A 23,532-nucleotide genomic window follows, 5' to 3' on the forward strand; every position below is an offset into this window, starting at 1 on the left:
CCCGTGGTGGTGGCGGAGAACTGGCGGGAGATGGTCGACTGGTCCGTGGCGCTGCTGCGCCGCGGCACCGGCGAGGGCGTGCCGGAGTGGAACCGGCGGGTGCTGTCGTCCGGCCACGACAACGAGCGTGACCTGCGCGTGTGGCTGCGTGAGCAGGGCGTGACGGGGTATCCGCAGATGCTGTTGGTGATGGAGCGGTTCGGCTACCCCGAGCTGCTGCGCGCGTCGTCGGACGGGCTGGTGGACGCCCAGTACGCCGACCGGCCCGAGCTGCGGCCCATCCTCGACCGGCTGCTGGCCGAGGCGGCGTTGCTGGGACCTATGCGCGTCCGGGCGCGCAAGGCGTACGTGGCCCTCGTGACGCCGCGCCGGACGTTCGCGATCGTGAAGCCGGCCACCCGCACCCGCGTCGACCTGGGCCTGCGCCTACCCTCCCACCCCCAGGACCCGCCCCGCCCCCCGGCCACCGTCACCATCACCGTGCGGATCGGCATCGGCAGCGCGGACGCCGTCGACGACGACATCCTGACCTCCCTGCGCCACGCCTACCTGACCAACCTCTGACCCGCGTGTCGAACCCCCGCGTCCCGCGTGTCGAACGCTCAGGACCACCGTGTCGAACGCTCAGGACCACCGTGTCGAACGCTCAGGACCCCTGAGTTCACCGTTCAGAACGCGCCCGGCCGTCCTGAGCGTTGAATTCAGGGGTCCTGAGCGTTCGACTCTCGGGACCCGAGCGTTCGACTCTCGGGTTAGTGGTGGTGGGTGCGGTAGGTGGCGGCGGCGCCGGGGTGCAGGGGGAGGCCGGCGGTGCCGATCAGGCTGCGGACGTCGAGGAACTGGGTGCCCAAAGTCTGCCGGGGGACGAGGGCCGCGGCACGGGAGATCAGGGTGCTGGTGACGGCGGCGGCCACGTCGTCCGGCAGGGACGCCCGGCAGACCAGCAGGTTGGCCACGCCGATGGTGGGCACCTCCCGGGTCGCGCCGTACACGCCCACCGGCACCGGCACCTGGTCGTAGACCGAGCCGTGCGCGGCACGCAGCCCCGGCACGAGCCCCGCCAGCGGCAGCAGCCGGATGCCCGGCAGGTCGTCCAACGTGGGCGTCGGCACGCCACCCGACCACAGCAGCGCGTCGATCCGCCCCGCGGCCAACGCCTCCGCCGCGTCACCCAGCCTCAGGTGCTCCACCCGCACGGAGCCGCGCAGGCCGAGCGCGACCAGCATCCGCTCACCGGACAGCGACGCGCCCGACCCCTCGGCCCCCAGCGACACGGTCCGCCCGGCCAGGTCGGCGGGCACCCGCGCCGGGTCGTCCACCCGCACGACCAGTTGCAGGTAGTTCTCGTACACCCGGCCCAACGCCCGCAGCCGGAGCCCCGGGTCGGCGACGCGGGCGGAGTCGGCCAGCGCGAGAGCCACCTGGGCCTCGCCCGACGCCAGCAGCGCCAGGTTCGCCAGGCTGCCCTCCGTCTCCAGCACCCGCCCGCGCACGTCCAGGAGCTGCTCGGCGAGCAGGGTCGCGAAGTCGAAGTACATGCCGCCGCGCTCACCGGACGCGATGGCCACCTCGCCGGACGGCCCGCCGGTCGCGCACCCCGCGGCCAGCAGCCCGAGCAGGAACACCCGCCGGTTCACAGCGCCGGCTCCAGCGGCAGCGCCACGCGCGCGGTGAACCCGTCCGCCGAGGACAGCGCCAGCACACCGTGCCGCGCCTTGACGAGCTGGTCCGCGATCGCCAGCCCGAGCCCCGTGCCCGGCTGCCCCGACCGCCCGCGCCAGAACCTCGACGTGGCCAACGCCAGCTCCTCCTCGCCCAACCCGGGCCCGTCGTCGTGCACCTCGACCCAGCCGACGCCCGCCGCGCGGTCCGCGCCCAGCGTCACCCGCACCGCGCCGCCGTACTTGACCGCGTTGTCCAGCAGCACGTCCAGCACCTGCGCCAGGTCCGACTCGGGGCAGCGCACCAGCACCGCCAACGCGGGTGCGTCCGGCAGCGGCACCTGCCAGAACCCGGCCCGGTCGACCGCCACCGCACCCACGTCGGCCAGCTCCGGCTCACGCCCGCCCGCCGCGACCTCGGTGGCCGCGCTCTCCGCCGCCGCCAGCGCCAGCAGGCCGTCCAGCAGCGACTCCAGCCGTTCGATCTCGGCCACGCCCGCCGTGTACGCCCGCACGCCCTCCGGCTTGACCTGGCCGCTCAACGTGTCCATGCGCAGCCGCAACGCGGCCATCGGGTTGCGCAACTGGTGCGAGGCGTCCGCGATCAGCCGCCGCTGCTGGTCGGCGGCCTCGGTGACGGCGTCGGACATCCGGTTGAACGACTCCGACAGCTCCCGCACCTCCGGAGGGCCGCTGCTGCCCGGCACGTGCGCCCGCCGTTCACCCGCGGCCACCGCGCGCACGCCGATCGCCAGTTCGGCCAACGGCTTCAGCAACCACCGCGCCACCGCGAGCACCAGCACCACCGAGGCGACGGCCGCCGCCAGCGCGCCACCGAGGACCAGCAGCCACCGCCGGGTGACGTCCGCCGCCGCCCGGTCGACCGAGGCCCGCAGCACCACGGCGCCGGCCACCCTCGTGCCCGTGCCGACCGGCCGCGCGAACACCACGTGCCCCGACGACCACGGCGTCAGCGTCGGCACCGACGACGCGGGCTGGTTGCGCAGCGCCGCGTCGAGCACCCGCGCCAACGCCGGGTCGGCCGCGGTCAGCCCGGACTGGGCGACCGGCTGCCTGCGCGCGTCGACCACCACCACCGGATCGCCGTACAGCTCGACGTACGCGGTGACTTCGTCCTCCAGCGCGGCCCGGTCACCGGTGGTCTCGGCCTGCTGGGCGAGCGCGGCGAACCGGTCCAGGTCGCCGGTGCGCGTCAGCACGAACGACTGCGTGCGCTCGGCCGCGGTGGACGACAGCAGCGGCACGGCGAACGCGGTCACGGCGACCCCGGAGAACAGCAGCAGCACCAACAGCAGCCGGCGGCGCATTCACGTCCCCGTTCCGTCTTCGGCCCCGCCGGGGGCGAGCCGGTAGCCGAACCCGCGGATGGTGGTCAGCAGCCCGGGACGGCCCAGCTTCGCCCGCAGGCCCGCCAGGTGCACGTCCAACGACCGCGACACGGCCAGGTACGCGTCACCCCACACCTCGTCCATGAGCTGCTGGCGGCTCACCGCCGTGCCCGCGCGGCCGGCGAGCACGGCGAGCACGTCGAACTCCTTGGTGGTCAACGCGATCTCGGCGTCGCCGACCACCACCCGCCTGCCCTCCAGGTCGATCCGCACGTCGCCGACGCGGACCGTGCGGTCCTTCGGCCCGGTGAGCGCCGCGCTGCGCCGCGCGACCGCGTCCATCCGGGCCAGCAACTCACCGAGGCGGACCGGTTTCACCAGGTAGTCGTCCGCGCCGAGACGAAGACCGCGCACGATCGAGCGCTCGTCGCCCCGCGCGGTGAGCACGAGCACGGGCACCGGCGAGACCTTGCGGATCTTGCGCAGCACCTCCAGCCCGTCGGTGTCGGGCAGGCCGAGGTCCAGGAGCAGCAGGTCGAAGTCGCGGTGGACCAGGAGCGCGTCCGCGCCGCGGGCCACCCGGCTCGGCCGGTGGTCGTTGGCCTCGAGCGCCTCGACCAAGGCGTCCGCGACCCCGTCGTCGTCCTCGACGAGCAGCACGCGCACCCGTCCACCCCCTTTGGTTGGGGCGATTATGGCGTTCGAGGTGTAGACAGTGGCTGTGAGCATTGACGAGCACGTGCCCGCGGTCTTGCTGGACGAGGCCAGCGAGGCGCTGGAAGAGCTGGCGGGCGTGCTGGCCGACGGCCAGGCCTTGAAGGACGCGTTGCAGCAACTGGCCGACTCGGCCTCCAGGGTCATCCCGGACGCGGAGAACGTCAGCGTGACCGCCGTGGACCCCGACGGCGCGTCCACGGTCGCGGCGACAGACGAGACGGTGCTCACGGTCGACGCCGAGCAGTACGCGGCCGGTGACGGGCCGTGCCTGGAGGCGACCCGGACGCGCAAGCCCGTGCGGGCGACCGCGGTGGACGGTCGGGAGAAGTGGCCCGAGTTCGCCGCCGCGGCCGAACGCGCGGGCGTGCGCGCCTACCTGTCCGCGCCGATCGTGGTCGAGGACGAGATGCTCGGCTCGCTGAACCTCTACAGCTCCGACGAGCGGGCGTTCGACCCGTTCGACGAGGCGCTGCTGCGGCTGTTCGTCACCGCCGCGTCCACGGCCATCACCGGGTTCCGCCGCTACGAGCGGTCCCGGCGGCTGGTCGGGCACCTCCAGCACGCGCTGGAATCACGCGCCGAGATCGATCAGGCCAAGGGCGTGCTGATGGCCGCGCACGGCATCGACGCCGAGGAGGCGTTCGGCCAGCTCGTGTCCGAGTCGCAGCAGCACAACACCAAGCTGCGCGAGGTCGCCCGCAACCTGCTGGCCTCGGTGCGAAGACGGCCGTGATTGTCACGACTCTGACAAAAGTCGAATCGGCATTCTTGTTTCCGCAACAGGCATGAATTCATCGGCGCGGGTGCTCCGGGGTTCCGGTTAGAGTGGGCGGGTAAAAGCCTTTCCCCATTCCGGTCCGAGGAGAAGCATGCGCTCCAACCGTGTGGCCGCGGCGGGTTTCGCGGTCGTGGTCTCCGCCGCGCTCGCCGCGTGCGCCGACGACCCGTCGTCGACGATGAGGACGTTCGACACGCCGCAGGCGCTGGCCGAGGCGAACCTGGTGGCCGCCGAGGGCAAGGGGTCGGTCACCGTCGACGTGGACCTCGCGACCGACGGCAAGGGCAGTTGCGGCGTGCGCACCGCCGACTTCGCCGCATCGTGCCGGATCTCCATCGCCGACGCCGAGGAGGTCGCGTACGTGATGGTGCCGGAAGGCATCTTCGTGCGCATTCCGCAGGGCCAGGCGCCGCAGCCGGACAAGCCGTGGCTGCGGATCGACCCGGACGACCCGGACAACGCGTTGGCGCGGGCGATGGCGGAGGTCGCCGTCCACATCCGCGACGCCGCCGACATCCGCAAGGCGCTGCCCGGGGGCGCGCGGATCGTGGAGAAGGCCGAGGAACCGCTGTCCGGCAAGCAGACCGTCCGCTACACGGCGCACGTGACGCTGGACGGGCGGGCGTCGGTGCTGAAGCTGTGGGTGGACGGCGAGGACCTGCCGGTGAAGACCGAGGTGAGCACGCCGGTGGAGGGCGGTGGGACGGCGCAGGTGGTCGCGAACTACCGGAACTGGGGCAAGCCGGTCGAGGTCACCCCGCCGACGCCGGACCAGCTCGGCGAGCTGCCCGCGATGCCGGGCTGATCACCGGGGAACGGCCCTTCCGGACAGTCGCCGGAGGGGCCGTTCCGCGTTACGGCGCGAAGGGAAGGTCAGGAGCGGTGGCGGGTGCGGCGGAGGCGGAGGAGGACCCCGGCGCCCAGTGCGAGCAGAGCGCCGCCCAGGACCAGCGGGCCCTTGATCGAGCTGCCGGTGTAGGCGAGCCCGTTCTTGTCCGGGGGCGTCACCGGGACCGCGGTCTGCGACGTGGTCGTCGTCGTGGTGGTGCTGCTCGTGGTCGACGCCGTGGTGCTGGTGGCAGCGCTCGTGGTGGTGGAGGTCGGAACCGTTGTGGTGGTGGACCTGGTGGTGGTGGTCGTCGTGGTGCTGGTGGTCGGCTGAGTGGTCGTTGTCGTTGTGGTGGTTGTAGTCGGCCGAGTCGTGGTCGTGGTCGTCGTCGTGGGACTCGTCGTGGTCGTCGTTGTGGGATCGGTCGTGGTGGAGTCGGTCGTGGTGGTCGTCGGCTCCGTCGTGGTCGTGGTGGTGGTGGTGGTGGGGTCCGTTGTCGTGGTCGTGGAGTCGGTGGTCGTGGTCGTCGGCTCCGTGGTGGTGGTCGTTGTCGTCGGTTCGGTCGTGGTGGTGGTGGTGGTGGTCGTCGTGGTGCCCTCGGACTGCACGGTGAACTCGTACAGGCGGGTCGACTGGCCCGGCTTGAGCGTGCACGGCGAGGTGAACGTGCCCAGCCCCGTCTCCGAACCGTCGGCGGTGCGCGGCGTCAGGGTGGTCACGAAGTCGCCGACGTCGATGGTCGTGGTGCCCGCGAAGGGGAAGCTCAACGACGGCGTGGTGCCCGTGGCAACCGTGTCGAACGCGCCCGACTCCGGCACGGGGGTCTTGGCCACGGTCAGGTCGGGCACGATGTCGAGCACCAGCCCCGCGTTGTCGACCACGGTCTGCGCCGTCGCGGTGCCTTCCACGGTCTCCGCGCCGACGAGCCGCAGGCCCTGCGTCGCCAGCTCCGGCACGGTGGCGGTCGCGGTCACGCGGGCCTCGGGGACGGGTTCGCCGACCACCGCGGTGTCCGGGAGGTCCTCGACCACGATCTCGACGCTCATGTCCTGCGCACCGATCAACGGGAACGGGCAGTTGTAGACCAGGGTCAGCCTCGCCGTCGCCGCGCTGCCGACGCCCGCGCCCCACAGGGCCGATGCGCCGACCACCGCCGCGGTGACACCCAGCGCGGCCACCCGGTGCCGCAATCTCATGTCGGGTCCTCTCCTGCCGAGAACGTCGGGCGGGCCGGCGACGTCGCCGGCCCGCCCGCGGTCGGATCACTGCCCGGTGCCGTCGACGACGGTCAGGCGGGCGACACGGTGAAGGTGTGGAGCAGCGTGTTCTGGTTCGGCTTGAGCGTGCAGGCCGAGGTGAACGTGCCGAGGCCGGTCAAGCTGCCGTCGGACCGACGCGGCGTCAACGTGGTGCTGAAGGCGCCGACCCGGACCGTGGTCGTGCCCGCGTTGGCGAAGGTGACCGGCGCCGTGCCGCCCGTGGCGATGGTGTTGAACGAGCCGGACGCCGGGATGTTCGTCTTGGCCACCACGAGGTTGGCCACGACGTTCTGCACCGCGCCCGCGTTGTCCACCGCGGTGCTCGCGACGGCGGTGCCCTCCACGGTCGACGCGCCGACCAGCCTGAGGCCGAGGGTCGCGCTCGACGGCACGGTGGCGATGGCGGTCACCCGCGTCGGCGGGACCGGCTGGCCGACCACCGCGGAGTCGGCCAGGTCGGCCACGGTGATGCGGACCGTCATGTCCTGGGTGCCGATCAGCGGGAACGGGCAGCTGTACGCCAGCGTCAGGCTCTTCGTCGCGGCCATGCCGGTACCCGCGCCGGCGAATACCACCGATCCGACGACGGCGGTGGCGACCGCGAGTGCACCGATGACCGTACGGCCAGTGAGTTTCAGCATGTGCGTCTCCTCGTCGAGAGCAGTGCGGAAAGCAGGGTGTTCGGTGTGCGGCGGAAGGCTACTCGTCAGTAAAGTAGCTTTCTCGGGCACGCTCGGCAAGTATTTCTTTCACGTTTCCCCGGCTGTGTGAGGGGTGCGATAAAAGCTCCGTAAAGAGTTGTCACCCGCGTGACAAATCATCGCCCGGAGCTTGTCCGGAACGGTGGGGGAAAGTAGCTTCGAAGAATGAGCGGAGGTGCGCGGTGAGGATCGCGGTGGTGCTGGCCGCCGTCGCCGCGCTGCTGGGCGCGGCGCTGACCCCGACGTGGGAGGTGCGCCACGCCGAGGTGCGCGCCCCGCGGCCGGCCGCCGGCATCGTGGTCAACTACCAGGTGGACGGCGTGAGCCGGATCCACAAGCTCCAGTCCGACCTCGTGATCGGTCCGGGCACGCTCAGGGCCGAGATCGACCTCGTCAACGGCACCATCGTCGGCGACCTGTGGCTGCCGCCCAGCGACGGCTACTTCGTCGTGTTCGGCTTCGTGCCCACCACCGCGCGCACGGGACTCGTCCCGGTCGCCAAGGTGACCGGGACCATCAAGGAGGGCCAGGTCGAGGCCAACGCCCGGCTCGACATCGAGCTCGACGACGTCGCGGTCGACGCCCAGCCGCTCGACGTCGGACCGACGTGCCGGACGGTCGAAGCCGCCTCCATCGACCTCGAAGGGCCGTTCGAGCTGGCCAGGATGCGCATGAAGGGCGTCTACCCGATCCCGCCGTTCGCCGGCTGCCAGGGGCGGGAGCGGCTGGACCCGCTGCTGACCGGCCTCATCTCCGGGCCGGGCAACGCGATCGACCTCACGCTGACCTTGCTCCCGGGGATCCCGTGAACCCCGGCGGCGCCTCGCGCCCCAACCGCCCGGTCCGCTCGGCCGAGCCGTTCAGCAGCCGCAACGCCCGCAGCGCGATGCCCATGTCGAACAACGCGTCGGGGTCGTGCAGCTTCGCCCCGAACAGCTCCTCCAACTGCCGCAACCGGTAGCGGACCGTCTGCGGGTGCACGGCGAGGCTGGACGCGACCTCCGGCGCGCTGCCCCGCGTCTCCACCCACGCGGTCATCGTCTCCCGCATCCGTTGCTGCTGCTTCGGCGTCAGCCCCTCCAGCGGCGCCAGCGTCCGCTTCACCAGCTCGCGCACCAGCTCCTCGTCGCCGAGCAGCAGCAACGTCGACAGGTGCTCGGTGGTGTCCACCATCGGCCGGTCCGCGATCACGCCGGACTGGATCAGCGTGATGGTGCGGCGCGCCCAGTGCAGCGACTGCCGCGCCGCCGCCAGCGGCACGACCGGGCCGACCGCCGCGCGCCACCCGCCCAGCTTCTGCTCCAACGCGACCAGTTGCCGTTCGGGGTCGGTGAGCAGCAGGCACGGCTCACTGCCCTCCAGGTCCATCAGGATGTCCTCGTGCAGCACCGGTATCGGCAGTTGGTGCTGGTCGGTGCGCCGTTCCAGGGCCACCACCAGCACCTTGTCGGGCAACGGCCAGTGCGCCGCCTCGGCCAGCTCCGCCAGCGCGTTCGGGTGGTAGCCGGGCTCGCCCAGCAGCAGCTCCAGCAACCGCTTGCGCCGCCGCTGCAACGCACCCGCGTGCCGGGCCTGCGCCTCGGCGTAGCCCTCCATGGACCGCAGCGAGAGCTCGTCTATGTAGGCGAAGATCGCCTCGGCGATCAGGCACATGGTGGCCAGCGGCACGCGTTCGGTCTGGCCGAACTCGGAGATCCGCCGCCACGCCACCCGCGCGCCGATCCGGTAGGCGGTCTGCAGCAGGTCGAGGCTGCGGCCCGCGCTGACCTCCAACTTGCCCAGCAGGCGGAACAGCTTGGCCCGGTCCTCGCGCTGCGCGGTGGGGTCGACCATCCGGTCGATGAACTGGTGGATCGCCTGTTCCACCCCCTCGACGACCACTTGGCCGAACATCCCCTCCAGCTTCTGCGAATACTCGGCGATCTGATCCTGGATTTCCCGGACCATGTCCACGGCCACGTCGCCGGCCCTGGCGCGGAACTTCGGCGCGAGGTCGGCGGGCAGTTGCTCCCACAGGTCCGCGTTCCCGATGAGCGGTAACTCGGAGGCTCGGACTTCTCCGGTTCTGTTCATGCTGTTCGCCCACCACCAAACGGCTAGGTGTGATTCCGAACACTGTATTTTTGATCAAGAAAAGTTGTCAACCGGGGCGCACTCCCGTGACAAAGTCGCCAGTGTTGTCGTGCGCCGGGTGACAAGAACGGCGCTAGCGCAGCGCCCGGCGCAACACCTTGCCGGTCGCGTTGCGCGGCAGCGAGGTCACCAGCACGACCTCGCGCGGCACCTTGTGCCTGGCCGGCCGGTCGCGGACGAAGAGCTTCAGCTCCTCCGGGTCGACCCGCGCGCCGGGCACCGGCACCACGAACGCCCGCAGCCGCTGCCCGAACTCCGGATCCGGCACGCCCAGCACCACCGACTCCCGCACCTGGTAGTGCGTGGCCAGCAGGTTCTCCACCTCGCCCGGGTAGACGTTCTCGCCGCCGGAGACGATCATGTCGTCCTCCTGGCCGACCACGAACCACCGCCCGTGCCGGTCGAAGTGCCCCAGGTCGCCGGTGCTCACCAGGCCGTCGACCGTGTCCTTGCCGCCGCCGCCGGAGTAGCCGCTGAACCGCAGCCCGCTGCCGACGAAGATCCGGCCGACCACGCCCGGCTCGGTGATCCGTCGACCCTGCTCGTCGTAGACGCCCACCCGGCACGTGCGCGGCGGGCGGCCGACCGTGCCCGGCGCTTCGCGCAGGTCCTCGGGCGTGGCCACGGTCGCCACCGCCACCTCGGTCGACCCGTACAGGTCGTACACCACGTCGCCGGACCGCCTGGTCGCCTCGGCGGCCGGCGGCGCGGGCAGGTCCGCCCCGGAGCTCAGCACCACCCGCAACGCCGACAGGTCGTGCGACTCCAGCTCCAGCAGCCCCAGGTCGAGGATGCGCCGCAGCATGGTCGGCACGAGCATCAACGCGGTGGCGCGGTGCCGCGCGGCCAGCTCCACCGTCCGCCTCGCGTCGAACCTCCGCGTCAGCACCACCGTCGAGCCGAGCGCCATCCCCAGCACCAGGTGCGCGAAGCCGATGCCGTGGAACACCGGCGCGGCGATCAGCGTCACCTCCCGCGACCGCAGCGGGACGCGGTCCAGGAAGTCCACCGCGGCGAACGGCGAGCGCAGCTCCCGCTGCGCGCCCTTCGGCGTCCCGGTCGTGCCGCTGGTCAGCAGCACGACGCTGCCCGGCCGCGCCGGTCGTGGCGGCTCGCGGTCGGGCGCGGAGCCGACCAGCGCGTCGAAGTCGTCGGTGCGGAACCGGGCCACGGCGGGCGGCACCTCCGCCGGCACGGGCCCGAAGTCGGCGTCGTGCACCAGGGCGGCCACCCGTTCCCGACGCACCACGTCGGCCAACTGCGGTGCGGCGAAGCCGGTGTTGAGCAGCAGCACCCGCGCGCCGAGCCGGGCGCACGCCAGCATCGCCTCCACCGGGCCGCGGTGGTTGCGGCACAGCACGGCCACCACGTGGTCCGCGCCGACGCCCGCCGCGTGCAGCGCCCGCGCCACCGCCGCCGACCGCTCGCGCAGGTCGGCGTAGGTGCGCGAACCGGTCTCGTCGACCACCGCGGTGGCCTCGGGGTGGTGGCGCGCGGCGCGCAGCACCGACCCGAGCAGCGGACCCCACGCGCGCACCTCGACCAGCGACCGCAGCGCCCGATCGGGCCGGTGCGCGGCGACCACCCCGGCGCGGTGGAGCACCCGAACGCAGTGCGGCAGATGTGACACGCGTGCACCCCCGACTCTCGACAACGCCAATCATTGGTAGTCGCAACGCGGGCCGGGGCGCCAGCGCCCGATCGGGTTTGTGCAGCGACGTGAGTGTTCCGGGACCGGTTTTTGTCACGTCCTTGACAAGCCTTTTCGGCTTCTTGTGCGGTGGACCGCCCGTCAGTAACGTACTCGTCGGTAACGTCATTTCGGTTTATTCACACCACCACTGCGGAGAATACCCGTGGCATTGCGCCGTCGCCTGCTGGGGCTGCTGTTCGCCGCCCTCCTGGTCGCGTTGTGCGGATTGTCCGTCGCGGCGTACCAGAAGGTGTTCACCTCGCGCGTGACCGTGCTGCTGCGCACCGACCACGTCGGCAACCAGCTCCAGGCCGACTCGGACGTGAAGCTGCTCGGGGTGCTGGTCGGCGAGGTGCGGGCGATCCGCTCGCGCGGCGACGGCGCGGAGGTGGAACTGGGGTTGCGGCCGGACCAGGTCGACCGCATCCCGGCGAACGTGTCCGCTCGACTGCTGCCGAAGACGTTGTTCGGCGAGCGGTTCGTCAGCCTCGAACTGCCCGACGACCCGGCCGGCGTGCTCGGCGAGGGCGCGGTGATCGAGCAGGACCGCACGTCCGGCGCGGTCGAGCTGGAACGGGTGCTCGCCGACCTGTTGCCCACGTTGCAGGCCGTGCGGCCGGACAAGCTGTCGTCCGCGCTGACGTCGATGGCGCAGGCGCTGGACGGGCGCGGCGCGACCCTGGGGCAGGCGATCGTCCGGCTCGACGCCTACCTGCGCGAGCTGAACCCGCGGTTGCCCGTGCTCAAGGACGACATCACGAAGTTCGCCGACGTCGCCGGCGTGTACGCGGACGCGGGACCGGACCTGGTGCGCGCCCTGTCGGACGCCACCGCGGTCAGCCGCACGATCGCCGAGCAGCGTGCCGACCTCGACGCGGTGTACGCGAGCCTCACCACCGCGTCGGCCGACCTGACCGGGTTCCTCCGGGCCAACGGCGAGACGGTGGTCGCGCTCGCGGACCGGGCGCGGCCGACGCTCGAGCTGTTCGCCACCTACTCGCCGGAGTTCGGGTGCGTGCTCGGCGCGGTCAACGCGCTGCGGCCGCGGATGGACCTGGCGCTGGGCAAGGGCACCGACCAGCCCGGCATGCACGCGGAGGTCACCATCGTGCCGCCGGGGGAGGGGTACGTGCCCGGGCGTGACGACCCGGCGCACCGGCGGGGCGGCGCGCCGCACTGCCCGACCGGCCCGGTGCACGCCGTCACGCCGGACCGGGTGCCCGAATGGGCGGGCCTGCTGATGGGAGCCCGATGAGGAACGTCGCCGCGCCGTTGACCAAGTTCCTGGTGTTCGTCCTCGTCACGGTCGCCGCCACCGGCTTCCTCGCGGCGACCATCGCGGGCAGCCGGGTCGGTGCCACCGCCGTGTACACCGCCCGGTTCACCGACGTCACCGCGCTGGCCGAGGGCGACGACGTGCGCATGTCCGGGGTGAAGGTGGGACAGGTCGAGTCCTTGGCACTGGTGGACGACGAGCTGGTGGACGTCGGGTTCTCGGTCGCCGACGGCCGCTCGCTGTCGGCCGACGTCACCGCCACCGTCAAGTACCGCAACCTGGTCGGCCAGCGCTACATCGCGCTGGAGCAGCCCGCCGGCAGCGTCGGCGCGAAGCTCGCGCCCGGCGACCTCATCCCGGTCGAGCGGACCACGCCGGCGCTGGACCTGACCGTGCTGTTCAACGGGTTCAAGCCGCTGTTCCAGGCGTTGGACCCGGAGGACGTGAACGAGCTGTCGCACGAGATCGTCCAGGTGCTGCAAGGTGAGGGCGGCACGGTGGAGAGCCTGCTCGCGCACACCGCCTCGCTGACCTCCGCGCTGGCCGCCAAGGACGACGTCATCGGCAAGGTCGTGGAGAACCTGAACGCGGTGCTGGAGACGGTGAACTCGCGCGACGACCGGTTCGGCGAGCTGCTCACCTCGATGCGGCAGCTCGTGTCCGGGTTCGCCGCCGACCGCGAGCCGATCGGCAACGCCATCACGGGCCTGGCCGCGTTGAGCGACAGCACGGCCACGCTGCTGGAGCAGGGCCGCCAGCCGCTCAAGGACGACATCGCCGCCCTCGGGTTGCTCGCGGGCAACCTGGGCAACGCGCCCGAGCTCGAGCCGTTCATCCGGAACCTGCCGGTGAAGTTCGAGGCCATCGGCCGCACCGCCTCCTACGGCTCCTGGCTCAACTTCTACCTGTGCTTCGCCTCCTCGGAGGCGCCGCCCGCGCCCGGCGGACCGCCCGTCGGCATCCCGGTGACCGAAGCGAGGTGCCAACGATGACGCCCGAAGGGGTGCGACACAGGCCGGCGCTGCTGGGAACCGTCGGCCTCCTGGTCATCGCGGTCACCGCCGTGCTCACCTTCTTCCTGGAGGACCTGCCGTTCTTCGGCGGCGGTGAGCAGCACACCGCCGAGTTCGCCGAGGCGGCCGGCCTGCGCGTGGACGACGAGGTCCGCGTCGCGGGCCTGAAGGTGGGCGCGGTGACCGACGTCGGGCTGCGCGACGGCCGGGTGCTGGTGACGTTCCGGGTCAGCGGTGTCGAGCTGGGCGACCGCAGCCGGGCCGAGATCCGGATCAAGACCCTGCTCGGGCAGAAGTACCTGGCGCTGGACTCCGAGGGCCGCGACCCGCTCACCGAGACCATCCCGGTCGAGCGCACCACCTCGCCCTACGACGTGATCGAGGCGTTCAGCGGGCTGTCCACCACGGTGCGCGGGATCGACACCGACCAGTTGGCGCAGAGCTTCCGGGTGCTCTCGGACGCCTTCCGCGACTCGCCGGCGCACGTGAAGCAGGCGCTGGACGGGCTGTCGTCGCTGTCGAGGACCATCTCCTCGCGCGACGAGCAGTTGGCGTCGCTGATCGAGGGCGCGAACCAGGTCAGCGGCGCGTTGGCGGACCGCAACAAGGACTTCGCCGCGCTCATCACCGACGGCAACCTGCTGCTGGAGGAGATCGGGCACCGCCGGGACGCGATCGCGCGCCTGCTCGACGGCACGCGTGCGCTGTCCCGGGAGCTGTCCGGTCTGGTCGCGGACAACAACGAGCAGCTGCGGCCCGCGCTGGAGAACCTGGAACGCGTCACCGACGTGCTGCGGAACAACCAGGAAGCGCTCGACCGCGGGCTCGCGCTGGCCGGGCCGTACTACCGGGTGCTGAACAACTCCCTGGGCAACGGTCGCTGGGTGGACACCCACGTGTGCGGGCTCGTGGTCGATCCGGGCGCGCGGCGCGACTGCCCGACGGGAGGCCGCTGATGTTCGTCCGCACACGAGGTCGTCGCCGGGTGGTCCTGGCGCTGGCGCAGGGGTTCGTGCTCGTGCTGGTGGCGACGATCGCGGTGTGGTGGGTCTTCCTGCGGCCCGCGCCCACGCGGGTCGCCGCCTACTTCACCGCCGCCGTCGGCGTGTACGAGGGGTCGGACGTGCGGGTGCTCGGGGTGCGGGTCGGCCGGGTGGTCGGCGTGCTGCCCGAGGGCGGGGCGGTGCGGGTGGACCTGGAGCTGGACCACGGCGTGGACGTGCCCGCGGACGCCCGCGCGGTGGTCGTGTCACCCAACATCGTGGCCGACCGGTACGTGCAGCTCACACCCGTCTACACCGGGGGCGACCGGCTCCCGCCCGGCGCGGTGATCACCAGCGCGCGCACCGCGGGCACGGTCGAGCTGGACGAGCTGTACTCCAGCCTGGACACGCTGCTGACCGCGCTCGGCCCGGACGGCGCGAACCGCGAGGGCGCGCTGTCCGACCTGCTGACCACCGGCGCGGCGAACCTGGACGGCGCCGGCACCGCGCTGGGCGAGTCGATCCGGCAGCTCGCGGACGCCGCGAAGACGTTGGCCGGGTCGCGCGACGACCTGTTCGGGACCGTGGACAACCTGCAATCGTTCACCTCGATGCTCGCCGCCAACGACGAGCAGGTGGGGCGGTTGGCGGACCAGTTGGCCGACGTGTCCGGGTTCTTCGCCGCCGAACGGGACGACCTCGGCGCGGCGCTGGGCGAGCTGGCCACGGCCCTGGAACAGGTGCGGGGCTTCGTGCACGACAACCGCGACCGGGTGAAGTCCGGTGTGGAGGACCTCGCCGTGCTGACCGGCACCCTGGTGCGGCAGCAGACGTCGTTGACCGAGATGCTGGAGGTCGCGCCCGTGGCGCTGCACAACGTGGTCAACGCCTACGACCCGGCGACCGGGACGCTGACCGCGCGGGCCAACCTGAACGAGTTCGTCACCGATCTGCTGAGCGTGCCCGGCGGTGTGCGGTGAGGCGGCTCGCGGCGGTGGCGCTGGTGCTCGTGCTGACCGGGTGTTCGGCGATGCCGAGCGCGTACGACCTGCCGCTGCCCGGCGGCGCGGACCTCGGCGACCGACCGTACCGGGTGACCGTCGAGTTCGACGACGTGCTCGACCTGGTGCCGCACGCCGGGGTGAAGGTGGACGACGTGGCGGTGGGCAAGGTCGAGGACATCGCGTTGTCCGAGGACGGCACCACGGCGCTGGTGCGCGTCGCGGTGCGCGGCGACGTGCTGCTGCCGTCGAACGCCCTGGCCCGGCTGCGCCAGTCGAGCCTGCTGGGGGAGAAGTACGTGGAGCTCGCCGTCCCCGCGCAGCGGTCGGCGTCACCGCTGGTGGACGGCGCCGTGATCCCGGTGACGCGGACCAACCGCAACCCCGAGGTGGAGGAGGTGTTCGGCGCGTTGTCCATGCTGCTCAACGGCGGCGGCATCGCGCAGATCCAGGACATCTCGCGGGAGCTGAGCGCGGCGCTGTCCGGCAACGAGGCCGCGGTGAGGTCACTCCTGTCTACTCTGGACTCGTTCGTCGGCGAGATGGACTCGCACAGGGGTGAGATCACCCGTGCCCTCGAAGGGATGGACGAGCTCGCGTCGTCGCTGGAATCCCGCAAGGAGGACATCGGCGAGGTGCTGGACGGGCTGGAACCCGGCCTGCGCGTGCTGCACGAGCAGCGCGGGCAGCTCGTCGGGCTGCTCGACGCGTTGCGCGGGCTGTCCGACGTCGCGGTGAGCACGGTGAACCGCAGCCGGGACGACCTGGTGGCCGACCTGCGGGCGCTGGAGCCCACCTTGCGGCGGCTCGCCGAGTCCGGGCAGAACCTGCCGCAGTCGTTGGAGATGCTGCTGACCTTCCCGTTCACCGACGCCGTGCTGGACGGCATCAAGGGCGACTACCTCAACACCTACCTGACCCTGAAGCCCGGAGCGCGCTGATGATCACTCGCCGGATCAAGGCGCAGATCGCGCTGTTCGCAATCATCGCGCTGCTCGGCGTCACGTACGTCGGCGCGAAGTACGTGGGGCTCGTGGTGGTGGACGACGGGTACGTGGTGCGCGTGGAGCTGGCGCGCACGGGCGGCCTGTTCACCGGCGGCGAGGTGACGTACCGGGGCGTGCCGGTGGGTCGGGTCGGGCCGATCCGGCTGGGTGACGGCCAGGTCGAGGTCGAGCTGCGCATCGCGGCCGGCACACCGCCGATCCCGGTGGACCTGGAGGCGGTGGTCGCCAACCGCTCGGCCGTGGGCGAGCAGTACGTCGACCTGCGGCCGCGCCACGACGGCGGGCCGTACCTCGGCGACGGCTCGGTCATCCCGAGGTCGCGGACGTCGCTGCCGCTGCCCGTGGAGCGGGTCTTGACCAGCCTGGACGACTTGGCGCGCTCGGTGCCGGTCGACTCCCTGCGGACCGTGGTGGACGAGCTGGACCAGGCGTTGCGCGGCACCGGGCCGGACCTCCAGGTGCTGCTGGACGCGACCACGCAGTTCATCGCGACCGCGAGCGCGCACCTGCCGCAGACCACGAAGCTGCTCAACGACTCGGCGGGTGTGCTGGCGACCCAGCTGGACCACTCGGCGGCGATCGACTCCTTCGCCGACAGCGCCCTGCGGGTCGCGTCACGGCTGCGGGAGTCGGACGGCGACCTGCGGCGGTTGATCGCGGCGGCTCCGGGCGCGTCGGCGGAGGTGAGCGCCCTGCTGCGGGAGTCCGGGCCGAACCTCGGCGTCGTCCTGGCGAACCTGCTGACCACGGCCGACGTGCTGGTCACCCGGCAGGGCGCGCTGGAGGAGGTCCTGGTGACCGTGCCCGACGCGGTGTCGGTGGCCGCCTCGAGCCTCGGGTCCGGCCGGGCGCGGTTCGGCCTGGCCCTGACGTTCTTCGAACCGCCGCCGTGCGTGGCCGGCTACGAGTCCACCCCGCGCCGCAGCGGCCTCGACACCTCCACCGGCCCGTTCAACACCGATGCCGCCTGCACCCTCCCGCGCGGCTCCGCCACCGGCGTCCGCGGCTCGCAGAACGCCCCGCGCTAGTCCGCGGCTTCGTCCTCGGCCAGGATGGTCACCATCTCCTCGGGGATGTGGAACCGGGGCCCGTGTTCCGCGCTCATGTGGGGCATCAGGGGCGTGTCGACCGACTGCGGCACGACACCGCGGCCCTTCAACATGCGGGTGATGCGCATGACCGGGCCGATGAAACCGCTCATGAGAGTGCTGTCGTCGAACCCGCCGATCCGGTAAGCCGCCTCCTTGTCGATGAACCCGCCCCGTCGGGCCGCCTCACGGATGATCTCCGCGTGCGGTCGTTCCTCGAAGTCGAGGTGGCGGAGCAACTCGGCCACCCCGTCGACCGACCAGAGCGCGCTCTCCTGGCTCTCGCTCACCCGGGCGACGTCGTCCACCGATTCGGTGCGCACCTCGACCTCCAGCGCGGACGCGCGCCGGAGCAGGTCGACGGGCCGCATCAGGTAGAGCTGCTTGCCGGCCGTGGTGGCGAACTCCTCGACCAGCTCGACCCGCGGGCCGAGGAAGTCCGAGCGGTAGCGCCACCACCAGTCCTCCTTCTCGTCGCCGGTCACGAAGAGCAGGTCGGTGTCGCGCCGCGCGGCTTCCTGCACCGCCTGCGCCCACACCAGGTAGTCGCCCGCCGCGCCCTCGGGCAGGGTCGAGTCGTCCTTGCCCGCGTCGAGGTAGCCGGGCGGCTCCTTGGCCGCCGCACGCCGTTTCCCCTCCTGGACGAGCGCCTTCCACTGGCTGTGGTCGGGTTGCGCGCCGACCTTGCCGCGCAGCAGCGCCTCCAACCGGTCGAGCACCGGTTCGCGTCCCGGCACACCCGGCGAGTCGGGCGACGGGGGCGTGTGCGACCTGATGGCGGTCTCCAACCGCGCGTGCAACGCGGCGACCTCGCCCCGGAGGTCGTCGCGGACCGCGTCGGCCACGGCCGTGGTCTTGGCCCACTGGTGCAGCGCGTCATCGGCGGCTCGGTGCTGCTTGGCCAGGGCGGCGAGCACCTGGTCGGTCGCCGCCGCACGGCCGGCCAGGACCGTCAGCCGGTTGCGCCAGAACTCGCGCATCACCTGGTGCGGTATCCACAGCCGGTCGCCCACGCGGCGCAGGAGGCCCAGCAGGTCGTCCCGGGTGGACTCGTTGTAGCGGTAGAGGTTGAGCAGCACGTTGGCGTCGACCACCACCAGGGCGGATCGGAGCGCGTCCGCCAGCTCCTCCTCGGGGGGACGGCGGTAGCCGGGGAAGGCGTCGTAGATGCCCAAGCTGCCGTCTGCCTGCTCGACCATGTCCGGTAGATCGTCCCGCGGGCGGCCGGTGTTTCAGGCGGGGGAGACGTAGAACCAGACGCCGTCCTCGCGGACGAAGCGGCTGTTCTCGTGCAGCTCGTCGCGGTGGCCCTGCCACCGGTAGTGGGCGCGGAACTCGACCGTGCCGGTCGTCTGGAACGGCGTGCCGCCCGTGCGGGACAGGACTTCGAGGTGCGTCCAGCGCTGCTCCGGGTCGAGGTCGAGCGAGGCCGGGCGGGTGCCGGGGTGCCAGGTGGCCAGCAGGTAGTCCTCGTCGCCCACCGCGAACGCGCTGTAGCGGGATCGCATGAGGGCCTCGGCCGTCGCCGCCTTGCGCCGACCCCGGTGCAACGGCCCGCAGCACTCGTCGTACGGCTCGCCCCGGCCGCACGGGCACCGGCCCGCCTTCCCCGGCCCGCTCATCCCGGGCCCGCTCATTCCGGCGTGTCGCACGCGGTGCGGCCGGAGCGGTCGTAACGCACCCACGCCAGCGCGTTCTCCGCCTCCCGGTCACCGGCCGCCGCCTCCGCGGCCAACGACGCGTGCACCTGGTAGCGCAGGTCGGCGGGCACGGCGGGGTTGGTGAGCAGGTTCGCGCGGATCACCGGGCTCGGGTCGTCGGCGAGCGCCGCGACCGCGTCGGCGGGCGCGGACGGGTCGGTCGACAGCGCCTCGCGCGCGGCGGCGGACATCGGTTCGGTCACGGGACCAGGATAAGAGAGGAAGCGGCCCCCCTCCCGTTGACTGCCAGTCGGGGAGGGGGGCCGCTTCGAGGGCCGGCTACGGCGTCAGCCGCACGCCGCACCGTTCAAAGTGGGAGAAGTGAACGGTGGGGTACCGCCGCTGAAGCTCGCGTTGTACCCGATGGTCGCGGTACCACCGGTCGCGAGTCCGCCGTTCCAGGCCGCGTTACCGACGCGGACGATGTCGCCGCCGTCGGTCCACGTCCCGTTCCAGCCCTGGGAAACGGTCACACCGGGCGCGGAGAACGTCAGGGTCCAGCCGTTGATCGCCGCTCCCCGGTTCTCGATGACGATCTCGCCGGTGTAACCGCCCGACCACTGGCTCACCACGCGGTGCGTCACCCGGCATCCCCCTGGAGGGGGAGTGGTGGTCGTGGTGGTGGTCGTGGAAGTAGTGGTGGTCGTGGAGGTAGTGGTGGTCGTCGTGGTGGTGGTGGACGTCGGGCCGGCTGCGATGGCCAGGTCGTAGGCGCGTTGTGGCACGAACTGGCCGGCCTGGGCGATGCAGCCGTCGGCCTCGCCGGGCAGCTTGACCCACAGGAACGCGGCGATGCGGGAGTCGCCGGTGTTGGTCGTGCTGGGCGTGCCGATCGCGCGCCCGGCCGGGTCGCACCACTCGGTGCCCAGCGGGCCGTTGCCGTTGCGGCTGGTGTCGATCACCGCGGTCAGCCTGCCGTCGCCCAGGGCGTTGAGGATGTTCTTGGTGTAGGCCACCTCGTCGGACGTGCGCCGGTAGTTCGACACGTTGGACGCGATGCCGTCGGCGCTGTTGGAGATGTCGGCCGCACGCAACCGGTTGGCCGCCTCCGACGGGCTCAACCACGCCGAGTTGCCGATGTCGTAGTACACCTTCGCCTGCCCCGACCCGGACTTGAGCCTCTTGCCCGCGTACGCCATCGACGCCCGGGTCTCCGACTGCTGGCTCTCGCTCTGGCAGTTGCTCATGATCGGCAGCACGTCCGGCTCCAGCACGATCGCCGCCGGCCGACCGGCCAACCCCGCCGCGACCTCGTCCACCCACGCCCGGTAGGCCGAGTGCGACGGCGCGCCACCACCGCTGGCACCACCGCAGTCGCGGTTGGGGATGTTGTAGACCACCAGGATCGGGATCTTCCCCGCCGACGCCGCCGCACCGACGTAGGAACCGACCTCCGAACGCACCGTCGAGGTGTTCGTCGTGGTGAACCACCGCGCCGCCGGCACCGACGCGATCCGGTCACGGATCACCGCCGCACGCGAATCACCGGGATTGGCCGCGACCCACCTCGCACTCGACGTGTTCGGGTCGACGTAGAACGCCGAGTCGGCCGCCTGGGCGGTCGTCGCGCCACCGCCGAGGACCAGGGCCACCGCGCTGGCCACCAACGCGCTGGAGAGCGCGCCGGCGGTCGCCAGCCTGGCCTTGTGCCGAGGACGTGGGGTGTCGTGGCCGCGGTCGCGGGTGGTGTGTGCTCGCATCGGGTCCTCGCAGCGTCGGTGCTGAACGGGGGCTGACTTGACCTGGGAGCGCTCCCAGGTGGCAGGACTGTAGCCAGTGGGAAACGGTGAAGAAAAGAGGGCGTGATCGGCCGGCGCCTCACGCCGGTTTATACGGTCCGTGAAGAAAACGCCGGATGAACAGCACCTGAGACCGGTCGCCCGCCGATGAACGCGGTGTTCGCCACGCTCGGTCATGTTTTCCCGCCTCCACTGGGCCGATCGAGTGAGTGAGATCCGGGTCACGGCATGTTCGAAGTTGATGTCGAAAAAGTTGTCGAATTACGCCGTGCGGTCGTGGTCCCGCTGGTCCGAAAAGCCCAAGCCTGGTGCTTTAAACCGGACATTCCTAGTCTGGGAACGCTCCCAGCCCATTCTCGGGCCCTGTTCCCGACCCGGAGGCAACGCAATGACGCGCACTCCCTCCCGACCTGTCGCGGTGGCCGCGACGACGGCCCTCCTGGCGGCCGTCGCCCTCGCCGCCACCGTGCTGGTGCCCACCCTGCGACCGGTCGCCACCGCGCAAGTGGCGGCCCAGGCCGACCCGCGGGTCGAGCAACTGCTCGCCCGGATGTCGCTGGACGACAAGGTCGGCCAGATGACCCAGGTCGACCGCGGCGCGCTCAGGTCGACCTCGGACCTGGCCACCTACCGGATCGGCGCGGTGCTGTCCGGCGGCGGTTCCGCGCCGGCCACCAACACGGCCCAGGCCTGGGCCGACATGTACGACGGCTTCCAGCGCGCGGCGACGGCCACGCCGCTGGGCATCCCGCTGATCTACGGCGTGGACGCCGTGCACGGGCACAACAACGTGCGCGGCGCGACGATCTTCCCGCACAACATCGGCCTGGGCGCGACGCGCGACCCCGGGCTGGTCGAGCGCATCGGCGCGGCGACCGCCGAGGAGGTCGCGGGCACCGGCATCGACTGGAACTTCGCACCCTGCCTCTGCGTGGCGCGCGACGACCGGTGGGGTCGCACCTACGAGTCGTTCGGCGAGGTGCCGGAGATCCCCACCGCGATGACCAGCTACATCGACGGCCTCCAGGGCGCGACCCTCGGCGGCACGCCCAGCTCCGTGCTCGCCACGGCCAAGCACTTCATCGGCGACGGCGGCACCGAGGGCGGCGACGACCAGGGCGACGCGCGGATCGGCGAGCAGGAGCTGCGCTCGGTGCACCTGCCGCCGTTCCGGGCCGCCGTGGACCGCGGCGTCGGCTCGGTGATGATCTCCTACAGCAGCTGGAACGGCGTGAAGGCGCACGGCCACCGCTACCTGATCACCGACCTGCTCAAGACCGAGCTGGGCTTCACCGGCTTCGTGGTCTCCGACTGGGCGGGCATCGACCAGCTCGACGGCGCCACCGGGTTCACCGGCGCCGAGGTCGCCGCCGCGGTCAACGCGGGCATCGACATGGTCATGGTGCCGACCGACTACCAGCGGTTCACCAGCCTGCTCAAGGCCGAGGTGCAGGCCGGGCGGGTGAGCACGGCCCGGATCGACGACGCCAACCGCCGCATCCTGACCAAGAAGTTCGAGCTCGGCCTGTTCGAGCGCCCGCTCACCGACCGGTCGCTGACCTCGACGGTCGGCTCGGCGGCGCACCGCGACCTGGCCCGCCAGGCGGTGCGGCAGTCGCAGGTGCTGCTGCGCAACGACGGCGTGCTGCCGCTGCGCAAGTCGGGGAAGTACTTCGTCGCGGGCAAGTCGGCCGACAACATCGGCTACCAGAGCGGTGGCTGGACGATCTCGTGGCAGGGCGGCAGCGGCAACGTCACCCCCGGCACGACGATCCTGCAGGGCATCCGCGACCTGGTCGGCTCCGGTGCGTCGATCACCCACGACCGGTACGGCGCGGGGGTGGACGGCTCGTACACCGCGGCCATCGCGGTGGTGGGGGAGACCCCGTACGCCGAGGGCCAGGGCGACCGCCCGTACGGCCTGGGGCTGGACCGCGAGGACCTGGAGACGATCAATCGGCTGCGGTCGGCGGGCATCCCGGTGGTCGTGGTGCTGGTGTCGGGGCGTCCGATGGACATCGCGAACCAGGTCGGCGACTGGGACGCGCTGCTCGCCGCGTGGCTGCCCGGCACCGAAGGCCGCGGCGTGGCCGACGTGCTCTTCGGCGACTACAACCCGACCGGCAAGCTGCCCGTGACCTGGATGAACAGCGGTTCGCAGCAGCCGATCAACGTCGGTGACGGCAAGGCCGCCCTGTACCCGTTCGGGCACGGCCTGAGCTACGGCCCGACCACGACCACCAGCACGACCACGACAACAACCACCACCACGAGCACCACCACGACCACCGCGCCCCCGCCGGGCGGCTGCGTGGCCACGGCCCGCGTGACGTCCTCGTGGCAGGGTGGGTTCCAGGCCGACGTGACCGTCACCAACACCGGAACCGCCCGGCTCAACGGCTGGACGGTCACCTGGGCGAAGTCCGGCGACCAGACGATCAACTCGCTCTGGAACGGCAGGCTGACCCAGACCGGCACGTCGGTGTCCGTGGACGACGTCGGCTGGAACGGCACGCTCGCACCCGGCGCTTCGGGGTCCTTCGGGTACACCGCGAGTGGCGCGACGTCGACGCCCGAGCTGACCTGCCGGGTGAGGTAGCACGCC

At 72.0% G+C, this 23,532-nt stretch carries 22 protein-coding genes and 1 pseudogene; 12 read left to right on the plus strand and 11 right to left on the minus strand.

Annotated features, from left to right (window positions below):
- Positions 1 to 3: 3 nt before the first annotated feature.
- The gene (locus FHX81_RS35445) at positions 4 to 564 is read left to right on the plus strand and encodes a DUF5655 domain-containing protein (protein ID WP_246108132.1); all 561 of its coding nucleotides are present in this window, start codon (positions 4 to 6) and stop codon (positions 562 to 564) included.
- Positions 565 to 752: 188 nt separating this feature from the next.
- Here FHX81_RS35445 and FHX81_RS35450 read toward each other — a convergent pair whose 3' ends face one another.
- The 3 genes from FHX81_RS35450 to FHX81_RS35460 are packed head-to-tail and all read right to left on the minus strand — an operon-like array spanning position 753 to position 3,676.
- Positions 753 to 1,637 (minus strand): TAXI family TRAP transporter solute-binding subunit, encoded by an 885-nt coding sequence (locus tag FHX81_RS35450; protein ID WP_141982851.1) that lies wholly within the window; start codon positions 1,635 to 1,637, stop codon positions 753 to 755.
- Entirely contained in the window at positions 1,634 to 2,989 is a 1,356-nt protein-coding gene (locus tag FHX81_RS42730) for a sensor histidine kinase (protein ID WP_141982852.1), read from the minus strand. The genes FHX81_RS35450 and FHX81_RS42730 overlap by 4 nt, the downstream gene beginning before the upstream one ends.
- On the minus strand, positions 2,990 to 3,676 hold the full coding sequence (locus FHX81_RS35460; RefSeq protein WP_170232289.1) for a response regulator transcription factor: 687 nt from the start codon (positions 3,674 to 3,676) through the stop codon (positions 2,990 to 2,992).
- Between the two features lie 49 nt (positions 3,677 to 3,725).
- On the opposite strand from FHX81_RS35460, the gene FHX81_RS35465 reads away from it, so the two are divergent.
- Positions 3,726 to 4,460: a GAF and ANTAR domain-containing protein gene (locus FHX81_RS35465; RefSeq protein ID WP_141982854.1), complete on the plus strand. Its 735-nt coding sequence runs from the start codon at positions 3,726 to 3,728 to the stop codon at positions 4,458 to 4,460.
- A gap of 136 nt (positions 4,461 to 4,596) precedes the next feature.
- Positions 4,597 to 5,310: a hypothetical protein gene (locus FHX81_RS35470; RefSeq protein WP_141982855.1), complete on the plus strand. Its 714-nt coding sequence runs from the start codon at positions 4,597 to 4,599 to the stop codon at positions 5,308 to 5,310.
- 68 nt (positions 5,311 to 5,378) lie between these two features.
- Here the strand turns inward: FHX81_RS35470 and FHX81_RS41500 are convergent, their stop codons facing one another.
- Both FHX81_RS41500 and FHX81_RS35485 read right to left on the minus strand, forming a co-directional pair.
- Entirely contained in the window at positions 5,379 to 6,530 is a 1,152-nt protein-coding gene (locus FHX81_RS41500) for a DUF6801 domain-containing protein (protein WP_211363649.1), read from the minus strand.
- A gap of 92 nt (positions 6,531 to 6,622) precedes the next feature.
- On the minus strand, positions 6,623 to 7,234 hold the full coding sequence (locus FHX81_RS35485; RefSeq protein ID WP_141982857.1) for a DUF6801 domain-containing protein: 612 nt from the start codon (positions 7,232 to 7,234) through the stop codon (positions 6,623 to 6,625).
- A gap of 242 nt (positions 7,235 to 7,476) precedes the next feature.
- Between FHX81_RS35485 and FHX81_RS35490 the strand changes: the two genes are divergently transcribed.
- A complete protein-coding gene (locus FHX81_RS35490) occupies positions 7,477 to 8,103 on the plus strand; it encodes a hypothetical protein (protein ID WP_141982858.1) in 627 nt (208 codons plus the stop codon).
- Here FHX81_RS35490 and FHX81_RS35495 read toward each other — a convergent pair.
- Both FHX81_RS35495 and FHX81_RS35500 read right to left on the minus strand, forming a co-directional pair.
- A complete protein-coding gene (locus FHX81_RS35495) occupies positions 8,072 to 9,367 on the minus strand; it encodes a PucR-like N-terminal domain-containing protein (RefSeq protein WP_141982859.1) in 1,296 nt (431 codons plus the stop codon). The two genes, FHX81_RS35490 and FHX81_RS35495, sit on opposite strands and share 32 nt — an antisense overlap.
- Positions 9,368 to 9,500: 133 nt before the next feature.
- Positions 9,501 to 11,057 (minus strand): AMP-binding protein, encoded by a 1,557-nt coding sequence (locus FHX81_RS35500; RefSeq protein ID WP_246108133.1) that lies wholly within the window; start codon positions 11,055 to 11,057, stop codon positions 9,501 to 9,503.
- A gap of 226 nt (positions 11,058 to 11,283) precedes the next feature.
- Here FHX81_RS35500 and FHX81_RS35505 point away from each other — a divergent pair, with 226 nt between their 5' ends.
- Genes FHX81_RS35505 through FHX81_RS35530 form a run of 6 tightly spaced genes read left to right on the plus strand, consistent with a single transcriptional unit; the run spans position 11,284 to position 17,428 of the window.
- Positions 11,284 to 12,375 (plus strand): MCE family protein, encoded by a 1,092-nt coding sequence (locus FHX81_RS35505; RefSeq protein WP_141982861.1) that lies wholly within the window; start codon positions 11,284 to 11,286, stop codon positions 12,373 to 12,375.
- Complete coding sequence (locus FHX81_RS35510; protein WP_141982862.1) at positions 12,372 to 13,388, plus strand: MCE family protein; 1,017 nt, start codon at positions 12,372 to 12,374, stop codon at positions 13,386 to 13,388. The genes FHX81_RS35505 and FHX81_RS35510 overlap by 4 nt, the downstream gene beginning before the upstream one ends.
- 11 nt (positions 13,389 to 13,399) lie before the next feature.
- Entirely contained in the window at positions 13,400 to 14,365 is a 966-nt protein-coding gene (locus tag FHX81_RS35515) for an MCE family protein (protein WP_246108134.1), read from the plus strand.
- Positions 14,365 to 15,372 (plus strand): MCE family protein, encoded by a 1,008-nt coding sequence (locus FHX81_RS35520; RefSeq protein WP_141982864.1) that lies wholly within the window; start codon positions 14,365 to 14,367, stop codon positions 15,370 to 15,372. Before FHX81_RS35515 ends, FHX81_RS35520 begins: the two co-directional genes overlap by 1 nt.
- Entirely contained in the window at positions 15,369 to 16,334 is a 966-nt protein-coding gene (locus FHX81_RS35525; RefSeq protein ID WP_281291767.1) for an MCE family protein, read from the plus strand. Before FHX81_RS35520 ends, FHX81_RS35525 begins: the two co-directional genes overlap by 4 nt.
- Positions 16,334 to 17,428: an MCE family protein gene (locus FHX81_RS35530; protein ID WP_141982865.1), complete on the plus strand. Its 1,095-nt coding sequence runs from the start codon at positions 16,334 to 16,336 to the stop codon at positions 17,426 to 17,428. The genes FHX81_RS35525 and FHX81_RS35530 overlap by 1 nt, the downstream gene beginning before the upstream one ends.
- Here the strand turns inward: FHX81_RS35530 and FHX81_RS35535 are convergent.
- From FHX81_RS35535 to FHX81_RS35550, 4 genes are all read right to left on the minus strand, one after another.
- A complete protein-coding gene (locus tag FHX81_RS35535) occupies positions 17,425 to 18,687 on the minus strand; it encodes a PIN-like domain-containing protein (protein ID WP_141982866.1) in 1,263 nt (420 codons plus the stop codon). The genes FHX81_RS35530 and FHX81_RS35535 overlap by 4 nt on opposite strands.
- Before the next feature lie 33 nt (positions 18,688 to 18,720).
- Positions 18,721 to 19,110 carry a YchJ family protein gene (locus FHX81_RS35540; protein ID WP_141982867.1) on the minus strand — a complete coding sequence of 130 codons (390 nt, stop codon included), beginning with the start codon at positions 19,108 to 19,110 and terminating at the stop codon, positions 18,721 to 18,723.
- An 11-nt stretch (positions 19,111 to 19,121) separates the two neighbouring features.
- Positions 19,122 to 19,391, minus strand: coding sequence for a hypothetical protein (locus tag FHX81_RS35545; protein WP_141982868.1), 270 nt, complete (start codon positions 19,389 to 19,391; stop codon positions 19,122 to 19,124).
- Between the two features lie 84 nt (positions 19,392 to 19,475).
- Positions 19,476 to 20,888 carry a glycoside hydrolase family 6 protein gene (locus tag FHX81_RS35550; protein ID WP_141982869.1) on the minus strand — a complete coding sequence of 471 codons (1,413 nt, stop codon included), beginning with the start codon at positions 20,886 to 20,888 and terminating at the stop codon, positions 19,476 to 19,478.
- A gap of 427 nt (positions 20,889 to 21,315) precedes the next feature.
- On the opposite strand from FHX81_RS35550, the pseudogene FHX81_RS35555 reads away from it, so the two are divergent.
- Both FHX81_RS35555 and FHX81_RS42375 read left to right on the plus strand, forming a co-directional pair.
- Positions 21,316 to 23,151, plus strand: a pseudogene (locus tag FHX81_RS35555) (glycoside hydrolase family 3 protein); the annotation flags it as partial.
- A gap of 87 nt (positions 23,152 to 23,238) precedes the next feature.
- A complete protein-coding gene (locus tag FHX81_RS42375) occupies positions 23,239 to 23,526 on the plus strand; it encodes a cellulose binding domain-containing protein (protein WP_281291790.1) in 288 nt (95 codons plus the stop codon).
- The last annotated feature ends 6 nt before the right edge of the window (positions 23,527 to 23,532 follow it).

This window comes from Saccharothrix saharensis (assembly GCF_006716745.1).
In the GTDB taxonomy this organism is placed as follows: Bacteria; Actinomycetota; Actinomycetes; order Mycobacteriales; family Pseudonocardiaceae; genus Actinosynnema; species Actinosynnema saharense.